9 protein-coding genes and 1 pseudogene are annotated in these 13538 nt (G+C 74.2%); 5 read left to right on the forward strand and 5 right to left on the reverse strand.

Annotation, left to right across the window (positions count from 1 at the left end):
• Positions 1-370 precede the first annotated feature (370 nt).
• Positions 371-1966, reverse strand: a complete 1596-nt coding sequence (locus L6E12_RS15185; RefSeq protein WP_236228575.1) for an acyl-CoA synthetase — start codon at positions 1964-1966, stop codon at positions 371-373.
• A gap of 217 nt (positions 1967-2183) precedes the next feature.
• On the opposite strand from L6E12_RS15185, the gene L6E12_RS15190 reads away from it, so the two are divergent.
• The gene (locus L6E12_RS15190) at positions 2184-3848 is read left to right on the forward strand and encodes a bifunctional 3'-5' exonuclease/DNA polymerase (protein ID WP_236228542.1); all 1665 of its coding nucleotides are present in this window, start codon (positions 2184-2186) and stop codon (positions 3846-3848) included.
• A gap of 10 nt (positions 3849-3858) precedes the next feature.
• On the opposite strand, the gene L6E12_RS15195 is transcribed toward L6E12_RS15190, so the two are convergent.
• Positions 3859-5013, reverse strand: a complete 1155-nt coding sequence (locus tag L6E12_RS15195) for a lactate 2-monooxygenase (RefSeq protein ID WP_236228576.1) — start codon at positions 5011-5013, stop codon at positions 3859-3861.
• Positions 5014-5572: 559 nt separating this feature from the next.
• Positions 5573-6568, reverse strand: a complete 996-nt coding sequence (locus L6E12_RS15200) for a tetratricopeptide repeat protein (protein WP_236228543.1) — start codon at positions 6566-6568, stop codon at positions 5573-5575.
• A 249-nt stretch (positions 6569-6817) separates the two neighbouring features.
• On the opposite strand from L6E12_RS15200, the pseudogene L6E12_RS15205 reads away from it, so the two are divergent.
• Positions 6818-7927 (forward strand): annotated as a pseudogene (locus L6E12_RS15205) (Bcr/CflA family multidrug efflux MFS transporter); the annotation flags it as partial.
• 150 nt (positions 7928-8077) lie between these two features.
• Here the strand turns inward: L6E12_RS15205 and L6E12_RS15210 are convergent.
• Both L6E12_RS15210 and L6E12_RS15215 read right to left on the reverse strand, forming a co-directional pair.
• Positions 8078-9997, reverse strand: coding sequence for an SDR family oxidoreductase (locus L6E12_RS15210; protein ID WP_236228544.1), 1920 nt, complete (start codon positions 9995-9997; stop codon positions 8078-8080).
• 64 nt (positions 9998-10061) lie between these two features.
• Complete coding sequence (locus L6E12_RS15215; RefSeq protein WP_035278931.1) at positions 10062-10265, reverse strand: hypothetical protein; 204 nt, start codon at positions 10263-10265, stop codon at positions 10062-10064.
• Positions 10266-10453: 188 nt separating this feature from the next.
• Between L6E12_RS15215 and L6E12_RS15220 the strand changes: the two genes are divergently transcribed.
• From L6E12_RS15220 to L6E12_RS15230, 3 genes are all read left to right on the forward strand, one after another.
• Positions 10454-10963: a PH domain-containing protein gene (locus L6E12_RS15220; protein ID WP_236228545.1), complete on the forward strand. Its 510-nt coding sequence runs from the start codon at positions 10454-10456 to the stop codon at positions 10961-10963.
• Positions 10960-12489 carry a PH domain-containing protein gene (locus L6E12_RS15225; RefSeq protein ID WP_308074906.1) on the forward strand — a complete coding sequence of 510 codons (1530 nt, stop codon included), beginning with the start codon at positions 10960-10962 and terminating at the stop codon, positions 12487-12489. The genes L6E12_RS15220 and L6E12_RS15225 overlap by 4 nt, the downstream gene beginning before the upstream one ends.
• Positions 12490-12567: 78 nt before the next feature.
• A complete protein-coding gene (locus L6E12_RS15230; RefSeq protein WP_236228546.1) occupies positions 12568-13305 on the forward strand; it encodes a glyoxalase in 738 nt (245 codons plus the stop codon).
• Positions 13306-13538 lie beyond the last annotated feature (233 nt).

Consider the following 13538-nt stretch of genomic DNA (forward strand, 5'->3'; position numbering starts at 1 on the left):
TTCACCGTGGTCACTCTCCGCGTCGTTGCTCGATGGTTATGCAACGCGGGAAGCGGACACCGGGGCAACGGTTCACACTTGCCACAACTGGGCCGTACGGCGTATTCGAGGTGCGCCGCACAGCCCAGCGGCGGACGAGCGCGATCATCGGGAGATGATCCTTGAGGTGACGTGGTTTCAGTTGGTTTCAGCAGGTCAAAGCCCCGATGCAGGAGAACTTCCCCGTTTCGCGGTGATTAACCACCATGGTGCATCGATTGCGTGAAATTTGTTTGACCCAGGTCGGCGGACGGTCGAATCAACGCCATTTCAGAGCGGCATCCCCGACTCCCGGAGCTTGTGCCGGTTCAACGCAGCGTGATAATGCCGCTCAGCCGAATTCAGGCAGCCGCTTGCGCATCAGCTTCCCGGTGGCGTTGCGCGGCAGCTCGTCGAGGAACACCACGTCGCGCGGGACCTTGAACCGGGCGAGGTTGCTCTTCACGTGCTCGCGCAGGTCGTCCTCGGCCACCGAGGTGCCCTCCTCGACCACGACGTAGGCCTTGAGCCGCTGGCCGAACTTCTCGTCCTCGACGCCGAGCACCGCCGCCTCGACCACGCCGGGGAACTCCACCAGCAGGTTCTCGATCTCGGCCGGGAACACGTTCTCCCCACCGGAGACGATCATGTCGTCGTCGCGGCCGTCGATGAACAGCCTGCCCTCGGCGTCGAAGTGGCCCAGGTCGCCGGTGGACAGCAGCCCGTCGATGACCTCCTTGTTGCGGCCGTCGGTGTAGCCCTCGAAGGCCAGGCCGCTGCCCGCGAAGATCCGGCCGGTGACGCCGGGCTCGGTGATCGCGGCGCCGCGGTCGTCGTAGAGCACGACCTTGCAGCCCACCGGCGGCTTGCCCACGGTGCCCGGCGCGGCGCGCCAGTCCGCCGGGGTGGCCACGGTCGCCACCGACACCTCGGTCGAGCCGTACAGGTTGTGGATGACGTCGCCGAACACCTTGCTGGCGCGGTTGCCCAGCTCGGGCGACAGGGCGGAGCCCGCGGTGAACACGATGCGCAGGCTGGACGTGTCGTACTTGCCCAGCACCTCCGGCCCCAGGTCCATGATCCGCTGGAGCATGGTCGGCACCAGCACCAGCGCGGTGGCCCGATTGGCCTGGATCATCCGCAGCGTGGCCTCGGGGTCGAACCTGCGGCGCAGCACGACCGCGGAGTGCAGGGCGAAGCTGATGATGAACTGCGAGATGCCGGTCGCGTGGAACAGCGGCGCGGCCAGCACGGTCGCCTCCCCCGCGCGCAGCGGGATGCGGTCGAGGAACTGCGCGGCGGCCAGCGGCGAGCGCACCTGCCGCGGGGCGCCCTTGGGGGTCCCGGTGGTGCCGCTGGTCAGCAGCACCATCCCGCCGGGCCTGCTCGGCGCGGGCAGCGGCGCGTCGTCGGTGGCGGCGATGAGCTGCTCCAGCGTGCGCTCCGCCGTCGGGGTGGTGTCGACCCACGCCAGGAACCGGGGCAGGGTGTCCGGCAGCGTGTCCACCAGTTCGGTGAACTCCTGGTCGTGCACGAACACGGTGACGCCCTCGCGCTCGGTGACGTCGATCAGCTGCGGCTTGGCGAAGCCGGTGTTCATCAGCAGCAGCCGGGCGCCCAGCTTGCCGGTGGCCAGCATGGTCTCGACGGCGCCGCGGTGGTCGCGGGCCAGCAGCGCCACCACGGAGTGCTCGGTCACGCCCTGCGCGGCGAGCGCCCTGGCCAGCGCGTTCGACCGGAGGTCGAGCTGGCTGAAGGTCAGCGATCCCAGCTCGTCGACGAGTCCGACGGCCTTGCTGTCCCTGGTCGCGGCCACGCGGGCGGCTCCGGCGATGGGCCCGTACTTGCGCACGGCCATCGCCGACTTGAGCACGTGGTCGGGCCTGCTCAGCGGGACCAGTCCCGCCTTGCGCATCACGTCCACGCTGCGCACCGCCGTGGGGACCATGGCCGCGAGATCACGCACACGGGTCAGGTACTCGGTCACCGATAGCCTCCTGGGGTTACCCTTCGGTAACACCGTGCCGTAGAACCTACTCATGAGTCAACCAGTGGCCCTACCGCCGGTACGGACCGCTCACTTCCCCCTGGCCACCAGCCGGAATTCTTGTCGTGCCCGCGCAAGCCGCGCGCTTTTTGTCGGTGCCGGACCGGACAATGCGGGTATGCGGGTCGTGGTCGTGCCGGGGGAAGACGGGGGTGGGCGGGCGGTCGTGTCCGAGGACGCCGCCACCGGGGGCGGTGGCGTCACCGAGGTGGCCGACCTGGCCGGGTGGATGGGCGAGCTGGAGCGGCGCGTCGGACCGCGGTGGGTGGTGCCGTCGCTGGCGGAGGTGTACCCGGCGCTGCTGCGGGCGGGCGTGCGGTTGGGGCGGTGCCACGACCTGGGGCTGGCGGAGGCGATCTTGCTGGCTTTCGAGGAGCGGCCGGGCAGGCCGCGGAACGTGGCCGCGGCGTGGGCGCGACCGCGCGGGCTGCCCGAGCCGGAGGACGCGAAGCCGCAGGCGCGCGGGGAGCAGCCCGCGCTGTTCGAGGCCGACCGGCGGACCACGCCCGCGGGTGCCGACCCGGTGGCGCAGGCGGTGGACGTGCTGGCCGACCAGGAGCGGCGGATCGCCGGGACCGCCCGGCCCGACCTGCTGCGACTGCTGGTGGCCGCGGAGTCCGCGGGCGGGCTGGCCGCGGCGGAGATGACGCACTTCGGGCTGCCGTGGCGGGTCGACGTGCACCTGGACCTGCTGGTGTCGTCCCTGGGGCCGCGGCCCGCGCCGGGCGCCCGGCCCGCCCGGCTCGCCGAACTGGCCGCGCGGATCTCGGCGGCGTTCTCCGGGCGGCCGATCAACCCGGACCACCCGCCGAGCATCGTCAAGGCGTTCGCCAGGGAGGGGATCGAGGTCGACTCGGCGCGGGCCTGGGTGTTGAAGGGCGTCGAGCACCCGGCGGTGGAGCCGCTGCTCGCCTACAAGGAACTGGCGCGGCTGTGGGTGGCGCACGGGTGGTCGTGGCTGGAGAGCTGGGTCGAGGGCGGGCGGTTCCGGCCGGACTACGTGGTCGGCGGGGTGGTGTCCGGGCGGTGGGCGACCCGGGGCGGGGCCGCGCTGCAACTGCCCAAGGTGCTGCGGACCGCGGTCCGGGCCGACCCGGGGTGGGCGCTGGTGGTGGCCGACGCCGCGCAACTGGAGCCGCGGGTGCTGGGGGCGCTGTCCGGGGACCCGCGGTTCGCCGAGGTGGCCGCCGGGGACGACCTGTACGCGGGGGTGGCGGCGGACGCGTTCGACGGGGACCGGGACCGGGCGAAGACCGCGATGCTCTCGGCCATGTACGGCGGCACCTCCGGGCCCGCCGGGGCGCTGCTCGCCGTGCTGCGCAAGCGGTTCCCGGTGGCGGTGGAGTACGTGGAGCAGGCGGCGCGGGTCGGGGAGGCCGGGCAGGTGGTGCGGTCGCGGCTCGGGCGGACCTCGCCGCCGCCGAGCGAGGCGTGGCGGGAGCGGGTCTCCGCGTCCGGGGACGAGGGGGTGGAGCGGCGGGCCCGGCAGGCGGCGCGGGACTGGGGGCGGTTCACCCGCAACTTCGTGGTGCAGGCCTCGGCGGCGGACTGGGCGCTGGCGATGCTGGCGTCGCTGCGGCGGCGGCTGCTGGGGGTGACCGCCGAGATCGTGTTCTTCCAGCACGACGAGGTGATCGTGCACTGCCCGGCCGAGGTGGCCCCGCTGGTGGCGGCCGAGGTCGAGGAGGCGGCGCTGGAGGCCTCCCGGTTGGTCTTCGCCGGGGCGGTCGTGCAGTTCCCGCTCGCCGCGTCCATTGTGGACTCCTACGCGGACGCCAAGTAGCGCGCCGGGTTCAGGCGCGGCGGAGGGAGTCCGGTGAGAGGTCGTCGAGGGTCCGGTGGCCGGTGAGGGCCATCGTGAGATCCAGGTCGGCCAGCAGGCAGCGGACCGCGTGGCGGACGCCCTCCTCCCCCGCCAGCGCCAGGCCGTAGACGTAGGGCCTGCCCACCAGGACGGCCTTGGCGCCCAGGGCCAGGGCCTTGACCGCGTCGGCGCCGGTGCGCACACCGGAGTCGAACAGGACCTCCATGCGGTCGCCGACGGCGGTGGCGATCTCCGGCAGCACGTCCAGGGACGCCACCGCCCCGTCGACCTGGCGGCCACCGTGGTTCGACACGACGATCCCGTCCACCCCCGCCTCGGCGGCGCGGCGGGCGTCGTCGACGTGCTGGACGCCCTTGAGCACGATCGGGCCGTCCCAGTGCTCGCGCAGGAACGGGAGCTGGTCCCACCGCTTGTCCGTGCCGGTGAACAGGCGGACCCAGCGCTGCACCGCCGCCCCCTGGTCGTCCTCCGGCGACCGGGCCAGGCCCGCCAGGAAGGCCGGGTCGGTGAAGGCGTTCGCCACGCCGGTGGCCCGGATGAACGGCAGGTAGGCCCGGTCGAGGTCGCGGGGGCGCCAGGCGAGGGTCCAGGTGTCGAGGGTGACGACCAGGGTGGTGAAGCCTGCGCGGGCGGCCCGCCGGAGCAGGCTGGCGCACACCTCCGGCTCGTTGGGCCAGTAGAGCTGGAACCAGCGGGGACCGTCGCCGCCCGCCTCGGCAACCTGCTCCAGGGGGTGGGAACTGGCGGTGGACAGGACCATCGGGACGTCGAGCGCCGCGGCGGCCCGAGCGGTGGCCAGTTCCCCGTCCGGGTGCACGATCGACTGGACGCCGACCGGCGCGAGCAGGACCGGGGCGGGCACCCGGGTGCCCAGGACGGTCGTCGACAGGTCGCGGGTGGTGGCGTCGGTGAGCACCCGGGGCACGAGCCGCCAGTGGGCGAAGGCGTCCCGGTTGGCGCGCACGGTGTCGCCGGAGCCCGCGCCGCCCGCCACGTAGCCGAACGGGCCCGGCGCCATCACCTCGGCGGCCGCGGCCTCCAGGCGGGTGGCGTCGGTGGTGAACGGGGGGACCTCACCGGCCAGGCCGCGTCCGTAGATCTCGTTCTGGTAGCCCGCGTGCATGACCGTCCCGCCCGCCTTCGCCGTCGAACCGTGCCGCGGCAGTGTGGCACCGGCGCCCGGGCGGGACAACGGATGAGCGGGGATCGGGGCGCGGGTGGGGAACCGGGCTCGGCGCCGCGGACGGGAGGGCATCAGCCCTGGGGGCCGAACGGCGGGGGCGGCGCGTACCCCGCCCGGCTGCGGGTGGCTCGGCTGCGGCTGACCGAAACCCTGCGGCGGATACTGCCGCGCGCCGCCCGGCGGCGGGACCGGCTGCCCGCAGCCCTGCGGGGGCGACACCGGTGCGCCCGGGTGGGCGTGGTCCGGCTGGGCGAAGCCCTCGGGCGGCACCGTCCGCCGGGTGCGCCTGGGCAGGGGTGTCCTTGCTGACACGCTCGTGAGCACCAGCAACAGCGCGCAGGCGGCGCCGAGGACCAAGCCCGCGCCGGGCTGCCACGGGTCGCTCCAGCTCATCAGCCGGAACCGCGGGCCGAGGTGGTGCGCGGGTGGTGGTGGCGCACCCCACCTGTGGCTGTCCTGTCCGGACAGACCAGGACGAACGGGGGGTGAGTGGCGGAGGTCAGCGCATCCGCATCCGCGCCAGGCCGACCCAGCACACCAGTCCGGACAGCGCCGCCGCCACCAGCGCCGGGATCAGCGGCTGCGTCCCGGTCGCGCCGAAGGCCAGTGCGACGGTCCACACCGTCAGCGACGCCAGCCCCACCCCGAGCAGGCCCGCGCCGACGCAGAACAGCGGCACCCGGCTCCAGAGCTGCGCGAGCGGCAGGCGGGCGGTGCGCGGCAGGCCCAGCACCCCGTGCAGCCCCGTCCCGGCGACCGCCAGCAGCAACGCCAGCGCGAACCAGACCAGCAGCCTGCTCGGCTGCGGCGACCCGGCGAGCAGCAGCAGGAACCCGCCCAGCAGCAGCCACCCGGCGCAGCGGCGCAGCAGCAGCCACAGCGCGATCCGCTGGGCGCGGCCGAACGGGACCTGCGGGCCGGGGTCGGCGCGGGCGGCGCGGACGTCGGCCAGCCTGCCCAGCTGGGCGCGGGTGTCGGTGTTGGCGGGGTCCAGGCGCAGCGCGTCGGTGAAGGCGCGCTTGGCCAGTGGGCGCTCGTCGGCCCAGAGGGCGGCGGCGCCGAGGACCTCGTGCGGGCGGGCCTCGTCGGGGGCGACCTCGACCGCGCGGCGGGCGGCGGCGAGGGCGTCCAGCGGCGCGCGCGGGCCGTGCGCCTCGGCCAGTGCCACGTGCGCGCGCCAGTCGTCGGGGTCGCGGCGGGCGGCCTCCCCGGCGGAGGTGGCGGCCTCCTCGAACCGGCCCAGCTCGCCGAGGGCGAGGCTGGCCAGCCGGTGCGCCCAGGACCGCTCACCGAGGGTGATCGCCCGCTTGGCGGCGGTGAGGCAGTGCTCGGGCTGCCCGGCGTCGAACAGGGCGGCGGCGAGCCTGCACCACGCGGCCGGGTTGTCCGGGTGCACCACCAGCACCGGGCGCAGCAGGGAGATGGCGGCCTCTGGCTGTCCGGCGGCGGTGAGCTGGGCGGCCTCGGTCAGCACCGCGTCGATCGGCTCGGCCATGGCACCCTCCCACCCCTCGGACGCCCAGTGTGTCAAGCCGCCGATCAGGTCGGGGAATGACCCGCCTGACCGGGGGTGACCGTCCGTGTCGACTCCCGTCCGAAGCGGGCTCGACCTGACGACCGCCAAACAGGTGATCCACCGTGCCCGAACCCCATCCTGACCCGAATGCGGAGCCGCTACCAGGGCATTACCCCAGGTGGCGCAGGCGACAGGGGCAGCTCGCACGTTCTTACCTAGACTGATCGGGTGAATCCGGCGTCAAGGGCGCAGAAGCCTCGGCTCGCGCTCATCCTGGGCGGGCTGGCCGCGTTCGGGCCGCTGTCGATCGACATGTACCTGCCCGCGTTCCCGGAGCTGGCGCGCACCCTGGGCGCGGGTGAGTCCCGGGTCCAACTGACCCTGACCGCGTTCATGGTCGGGCTGGCCGCCGGGCAGGTGGTGGCCGGGCCCCTGTCGGACTCCCTCGGCAGGCGCAGACCGCTGCTGGTCGGGTTGGTGCTCTACACGGTCAGCTCGCTGGTGTGCGCGGTGGCGCCATCGGTGTACGCGCTGATCGGGCTGCGGTTCGCCCAGGGCGTCAGCGCGGCGGCGGGGGTGGTGATCGCCCGCGCCGCGGTGCGCGACCTGTACTCCGGGACCGAGATGGCCCGGTTCTTCTCGATGCTGATGCTGGTCAACGGGCTGGCCCCGATGCTCGCCCCGGTCATCGGCGGGCAGGTGCTGCGCTGGGTGTCGTGGCCGGGCATCTTCGTGGTGCTGGCCGGGTTCGGCGTGCTGCTGCTGGTCGCCTCCGCGGTCGGCCTGCCGGAGACGCTGCCGCCGCAGCGGCGCAAACCCCCGCACCTGCGCGCCACCGTGCGGTCCTACGTGCGCATCGGCACCGACCGCACGTTCATCGCCTACGCGCTCGCGGCCGGGTTCACCCTGGGCGCGATGTTCGCCTACATCTCCGGTTCCTCGTTTGTGCTCCAGGACCTGCACGGGCTGTCCCCGCAGCAGTTCAGCGTGGTCTTCGGGGTGAACGCGCTGGGCATCGTGCTGCTGTCGCAGCTCAACAACCTGCTGCTGCGCTGGTTCACCCCGCGCAGGCTGCTGACCGCCGGGCTGGTCAGCTCCACCGTCGGCGGGGCCGCGGTGCTGGCCGCCGTGCTCACCGGTCTGGGCCTGCCGTTCCTGCTGCCGGGGCTGTTCGTGGTGGTGGCCAGCGTGGGCATGGTGACGCCGAACTCGACCGCGCTGGCGCTGGCCGACCACGCGGGCCGGGCCGGGACCGCGGCGGCGCTGCTGGGGGTGCTCCAGTTCGTCATCGGCGGGCTGGCCGCGCCGCTGGTCGGCATCGGGCACGGGTCCGCGCTGCCGATGGCCCTGGTGATCGCCGCGCTGTCGGTGGGCGGGCTGGCGGCGTTCGCGCTGATCCGACCGACCCGGCGCAGGCCGGGCCGGTACGTGGCCTTCCGCGAGGCGCGCACGATGGAGATCGAGATCCCGCTCGGCGCGCTCGTGCCCTCAGCGCAGGGCGCGCCACAGCGGTCGGACGAGGGTCGAGGTGAGGACGGCCAGCGGCGGCTCGGCCCGGCGCCGGGCTTCCGGGGCCGATTCCGGGGAGAGTCGGTACGCGACGCCGAGCAACTGCCGGGCCAGGCCGGGGGCGACGACGCGTAGCAGCTCCAGCGCGAACCCCTCCGGCCGCTGGACCACGTCGCCGCCCCGGGTGAGCGCGCGCAGGACCATCGCCGCGCCCTTCTCCGGGGTGGCCGCGGGCACGCCGCGGTAGACGCCGGTGGCGCCGATCATCGGGGTGCGCACCAGCGGCATCCGCACCGAGGTGACGGTGACCCCGTCGGCGACCAGCTCGCGCCCGGCCGCCCGGCCGAACGCCTCCAGCGCGCCCTTGGACGCCAGGTACGCGGAGAAGCGCGGCGTGTCCGACTGCAGCCCCATGGTGGTGACGTTGACGATCCGGCCGAAGCCGCGGGCCCGCATCCCGGGCAGCAGCCCGAGGGTCAGCCGCAGCGGGGCGAAGTAGTTCAGCGACATGGTGCGCTCGAAGTCGTGCAGCCGGTCGACCGACAGGTGCACCGCGCGGCGGATCGACCGGCCCGCGTTGTTGACCAGCATGTCGACCACCCCCAGCTCCTTGACCAGGGCGTCCACCGCGTCGCCGTCGGTCAGGTCGCACGGGTGCACCGAGGCCCGGCCGCCGAGCGCCTCGACCTCCCCGCGCACCTCCTCCAGCTCCGCGCGCCTGCGCGCGACCAGCAGCACGGTCGCCCCGCGCCGCCCGGCGGCGAGCGCGGTGGCCCGGCCGATGCCGGAGGACGCTCCGGTGACCACGACCCGCCGCCCGCGCAGCGACCCGGAGTCGACCCAGGCCCGGTCCGGGTCCAGGTGCTCGGCCCAGTACTCGACCAGGACGCGGGCGTAGTCGGCGAACGGGGGCAGCCGCACCCCGCTGCCCGCCAGCGCCACGGCGGTGGCGCCGGTCTCGAACTCGGTCGGCAGGTCCAGGTGCGGCAGCACCTCGGCCGGGATGCCCAGCTCGGCGAGCACGACGGCGGCCGGGGCGGGCACGGTGCGCACCGCGGGCAGCCGCACCGGCAGCGTGGCCGCGATCCGGGGGGCGCCGACGACCGCGGCCAGGGCGTTGTAGACCTCGCGCACGGGCTGCCCGCCCGGTTCGGTGAGGTGGTAGGTGGTGCCGGTGGGCGCGTCGAGGTGCATCAGGTGCGCCATGGCGTCGACCACGTAGTCGACCGGGACGACGTTGGTCCGGCCCAGCTCGGGCAGGACCAGCGGCAGCGCCCGGGGCAGCCGGGCGAGGCGGACCAGCGCGGGCAGGAAGAAGTAGGGGCCGTCGACCTTGTCCATCTCGCCGGTGGTGGAGTCGCCGACCACGGCGGCCGGGCGGTAGACCCGGAACGGGACCTCGTCCTGGTCGCGGACCAGCCCCTCCGCGGCGAACTTGGTCGCGTGGTAGGGGCTGTGGTGGCGCTGGCCCAGGTCGAAGTCGGTTTCGGCGAAGCGGCCCCGGTGGTCACCGGCGACCGCGATGGACGACACGTGGTGCAGCAGGCCCGCGCCGGTGGCGGCGGCGAAGGCGAGCACGTTCGCGGTGCCGGTCACGTTCGCGGCGTGGTTGGCCTCGGCGGGGGCGGTGAAGTCGTAGACCGCGGCCAGGTGCACGACGTGGTCGACCGGTCCGGGCAGCGCGGCGGGGTCCACGCCCAGACCCGGTTCGGTGAGGTCACCGGCGACCGGGACGACCAGGTCGGGCCGGGACCAGTGCGCCGAGGCCGCGGTGAAGCGGTCGGTCGACTCGGGGCGGACCAGGGCGTACACCCGGTCGCAGTCCGGGCGGGAGACCAGCCGCTCGACGAGCCTGCGCCCCAGGAACCCGGTCGCGCCGGTGATGAAGTAGGTGGCCATGCCGTGCCTCCGTGCGGATTCCGCCAGTATCTACTGCACAGTAGTACTGCCGGGGCCCGACCGGTCAGTTCTCGGGCTCGATCGACGCGTCCACCACCGCGTCCCGCAGCGCCGCCCGCAGCCTGCCCACGTCCAGCGGTGTGAAGATGGCCGTCTCCCCCGGCGGGGACACCAGCACCACCCGCCCCGCCCGCACGAACACGGTCACCTCGCGCTTGCGCCCTGCCAGGTCACGACAGCTCACACTCCACTCCCTGTGGCTGGTCACTGCGGCCCACCTCTCATCCCCCGACTGTCCCCTTCACCACTTCCGACGCGGGCCGTGACGAGACGTGACGCCGCAAGGCACGAGATAACGGAACTTCCCCGGGAGGGGTCCCGAAGGTGGGGAGGGTCGATCACCCCCTACGACCCCGGGATGACGCCCGGTGACCTGCGAACCGGCAGACTGGCCCGGTGAGTGAGACCACCAGCGGCGCGGGCCCCCGGCTGCGCGCACCCGTGAACCTGGTCAGCCGCCGCGCCATCGGCCACTGGGCGCTGCGCGCCGGTCTCGGCTGGCTGGTGGTCCTGCTGGCGCAGGCCGCCCCGGTCGTGCTCGCCGCGGAGGCGCCGACCTGGCTGCGGGTGACGCTGCTGGTGAGCGCGCTGGTCGCGGTGGCGCACGTGGTGGTCATGCCGCAGTGGCGCTACCGGGTGCACCGCTGGGAGACCACCCCGGACGCCGTGTTCACCCGCGGCGGCTGGGTCAACCAGGAGTGGCGGCTGGCCCCGATCTCGCGGATCCAGACCGTCGACACCGCCCGCGGCCCGCTGCAGCAGCTCCTCGGGCTGGCGACCGTCACCGTCACCACCGCCTCGGCGCAGGGGCCGGTGACCATCGAGGGCCTCGACGAGCAGGTGGCCGCCCGGATCGTCGACGAGCTGACCGCCACCACCCAGGCCACCCCCGGGGACGCCACGTGACCCCGCCCCTGCCCGCCGCCCCGGAGTACGTCGAACCCGCCCCGGAGTGGGGTCGGCTGGACCCGAGGATGATCGTCGTGCGACCGCTCAACGAGCTGGTCGGGCTGCTGCTGCCGCTGTTCGCGCTGGTCTTCGTCGGTGACGTCAACCTGGTGCGCACGCTGTCCGGGGCAGGCGCGGTGGCCTTCGTGGTGCTCTACGGCCTGCTGTCCTGGCTGACCACCAAGTACCGGATCACCGACACCCAGGTGGAGCTGCACAAGGGCGTGCTGTTCCGCCAGCGCCTGGCCATCCCGCGCGACCGGATCCGCACCGTCGACCTGACCGCCAAGCTCGGGCACCGGCTGTTCGGCCTGGCCGCGGTCCGGGTGGGCACCGGCAAGCAGGAGCGCGGCGGCGGCGAGGGCGTGGTGCTCGACGCGGTCACCGCCGCGGAGGCCGACCGGCTGCGCCAGGTGTTCCTGCACCGCCGCGCGGGCGCCCCGGAGGTCGGTGCGGGCGACGCCGCCGAGGACGCCGCCGACGACGGTGCGCCGATCGCGGCGCTGTCGGGCTCCTGGTACCGGTACGCGCCGCTGTCGCTGTCCGGGCTGATCGGCGTCGGCGCCTCGGTCGGCTTCCTGATGAACCTGGCCAACGAACTGGACCTGGAGTTCTCCGAGGTCGGCGTGCTGCGCTCGGTCTACACGTGGTTCGCCGAGTCCGGCCCGGCCACGATCGTGCCGGTGACCGCGGTGGCCACCGTGGTGCTCGCGGCGCTGGCCTCGCTGCTGGGCTACCTGCTGCAGAACCACCGCTACCGGCTGACCCGCCAGGCAGACCGGACCCTGCGGGTGCGCCGCGGGCTGCTGACGACCCGGTCGGTGTCCATCGAGGAGGACCGGCTGCGCGGGGTGGACCTGCACGAACCGCTGCTGCTGCGCGCGGGCCGGGGCGCGCGGCTCAGCGCGGTGACGACCGGGCTGGGCCGGATGAGCGGCAGCGCGCTGCTGCTGCCGCCCGCGCCCCGCGCGGAGGCGCACCGGGTGGCGGTGGAGGTCCTGGGCGCGCGGGTCGACGTGCCGCTGCGCCCGCACCCGCCGCGCGCGCTGGTGCGTCGGCTGGTCCGGGCGGTGGTGCCGACGGTGGCGGTCGCGGTGGTGCTGCTGGGGTTGGCGCTGCTCGCCGACTGGCCGCACTGGCCGTGGGTCGTGGTGGCGGTCCTGGTGCCGGTGGCCGCGCTGGTCGGGTACGACCGCTACCGGGGGCTCGGGCACGCGCTGACCGAGCGGTACCTGGTGAGCCGGTCGGGTTCGCTGGACCGGTCGACGGTGGCGTTGCAGCGCACCGGGATCGTGGGCTGGAAGATCAGCCGCACCCTGTTCCAGCGGCGCGCGGGCGTGCTGACGATCACCGCCGTCACCGCGGCGGGGTCCGGCGGCTACCGGGTCCTCGACGTCGGGGAGGCGCAGGGCCTCGCCCTCGCCGACGCCGCCGTGCCGGACCTGCTGGCGCAGTTCCTGGAGCACCGGGCAGCCGGGAGTTGATCTTGGTCATGTGCGCCGCCGCGCGCGCTGTGACAGCATCCGGCGTCGTCGACCGGAACGATCACTGGGGGACCGAGGATGCTGGACGAGACCGTACGACCCGATGAGACCGTTGTGCCGCTGCTGCACTGCACGGCACCGGAGGAGACGCTGGAGTTCTGGCGGGCGCTGGGGTTCACCGTCACCTACGAGCAGAAGAAGCCCTACCTGTACCTGGCGTTCCAGTGGAGCGGCTTCGCCCTGCACTACGGGCGCGCGGCGGCGACGGTGGACCCGGCGCGGGAGGACACCGGCGGCTGCCTGGTGATGGTCGGCTCCGTCGCCGCCTACCACGCGGCGTTCACCGAGGGGATGCGCCGCGCGTACGGCAAGGTGCTGTCCACGGGGCTGCCCAGGATCACCCGCCACCGGCCCGGCGCCTCGCGGTTCACCGTTCTGGACCCCTCCGGCAACTCGATCATCTTCATCAACCGCGAGGAACCGGAGGAGGTCGAGTACGGGGGATCGAAGAAGCTGCACGGCCTCGCCAGGGTCCTGGACAACGCCCGCATCCTCCGCGACTTCAAGAACGACGACCGGGCCGCCTACCGCGCCCTCGACTCGGGCCTGCGCCGCCACGGCGAGGCGGCGCCGACCGTGGAGCGGGCCCTCGCGCTGGCGGGCCTCGTCGAACTCGCCACGGCCCTGGGCAAGACCGACCAGGTGCCGGTCTGGGGAACCCGCCTCCGCGACCTCGCCCTGCCCCCCGAGGACCACCACCGCGTCGAGGACTCGGTCACCGACCCGGCCCTCTTGGCCCCCTGGTTGCAGCCCTAGGACCTGTCCTCAAAGCCAGCCGACCACCCAACAAACCGCAGGCCCGGCTACGCAGATGCCCGGGTGGGTGGATGTGTTTGGCCGGGGGTGGCGATCATGTGCAAGCCTGCCCTGGGCTGTGGGGCATCCCTTCAGCCCCACCCTGTCACGCTGGGCCACATGATCGCCGTAGGGGCCCCGGCCAAGCACATCCACCCAGCCGGGCACCACCACCACGTCCCGGCACCAAGCGC

Source organism: Actinokineospora sp. PR83, assembly GCF_021056305.1.
Classification (GTDB): Bacteria; Actinomycetota; Actinomycetes; order Mycobacteriales; family Pseudonocardiaceae; genus Actinokineospora; species Actinokineospora spheciospongiae.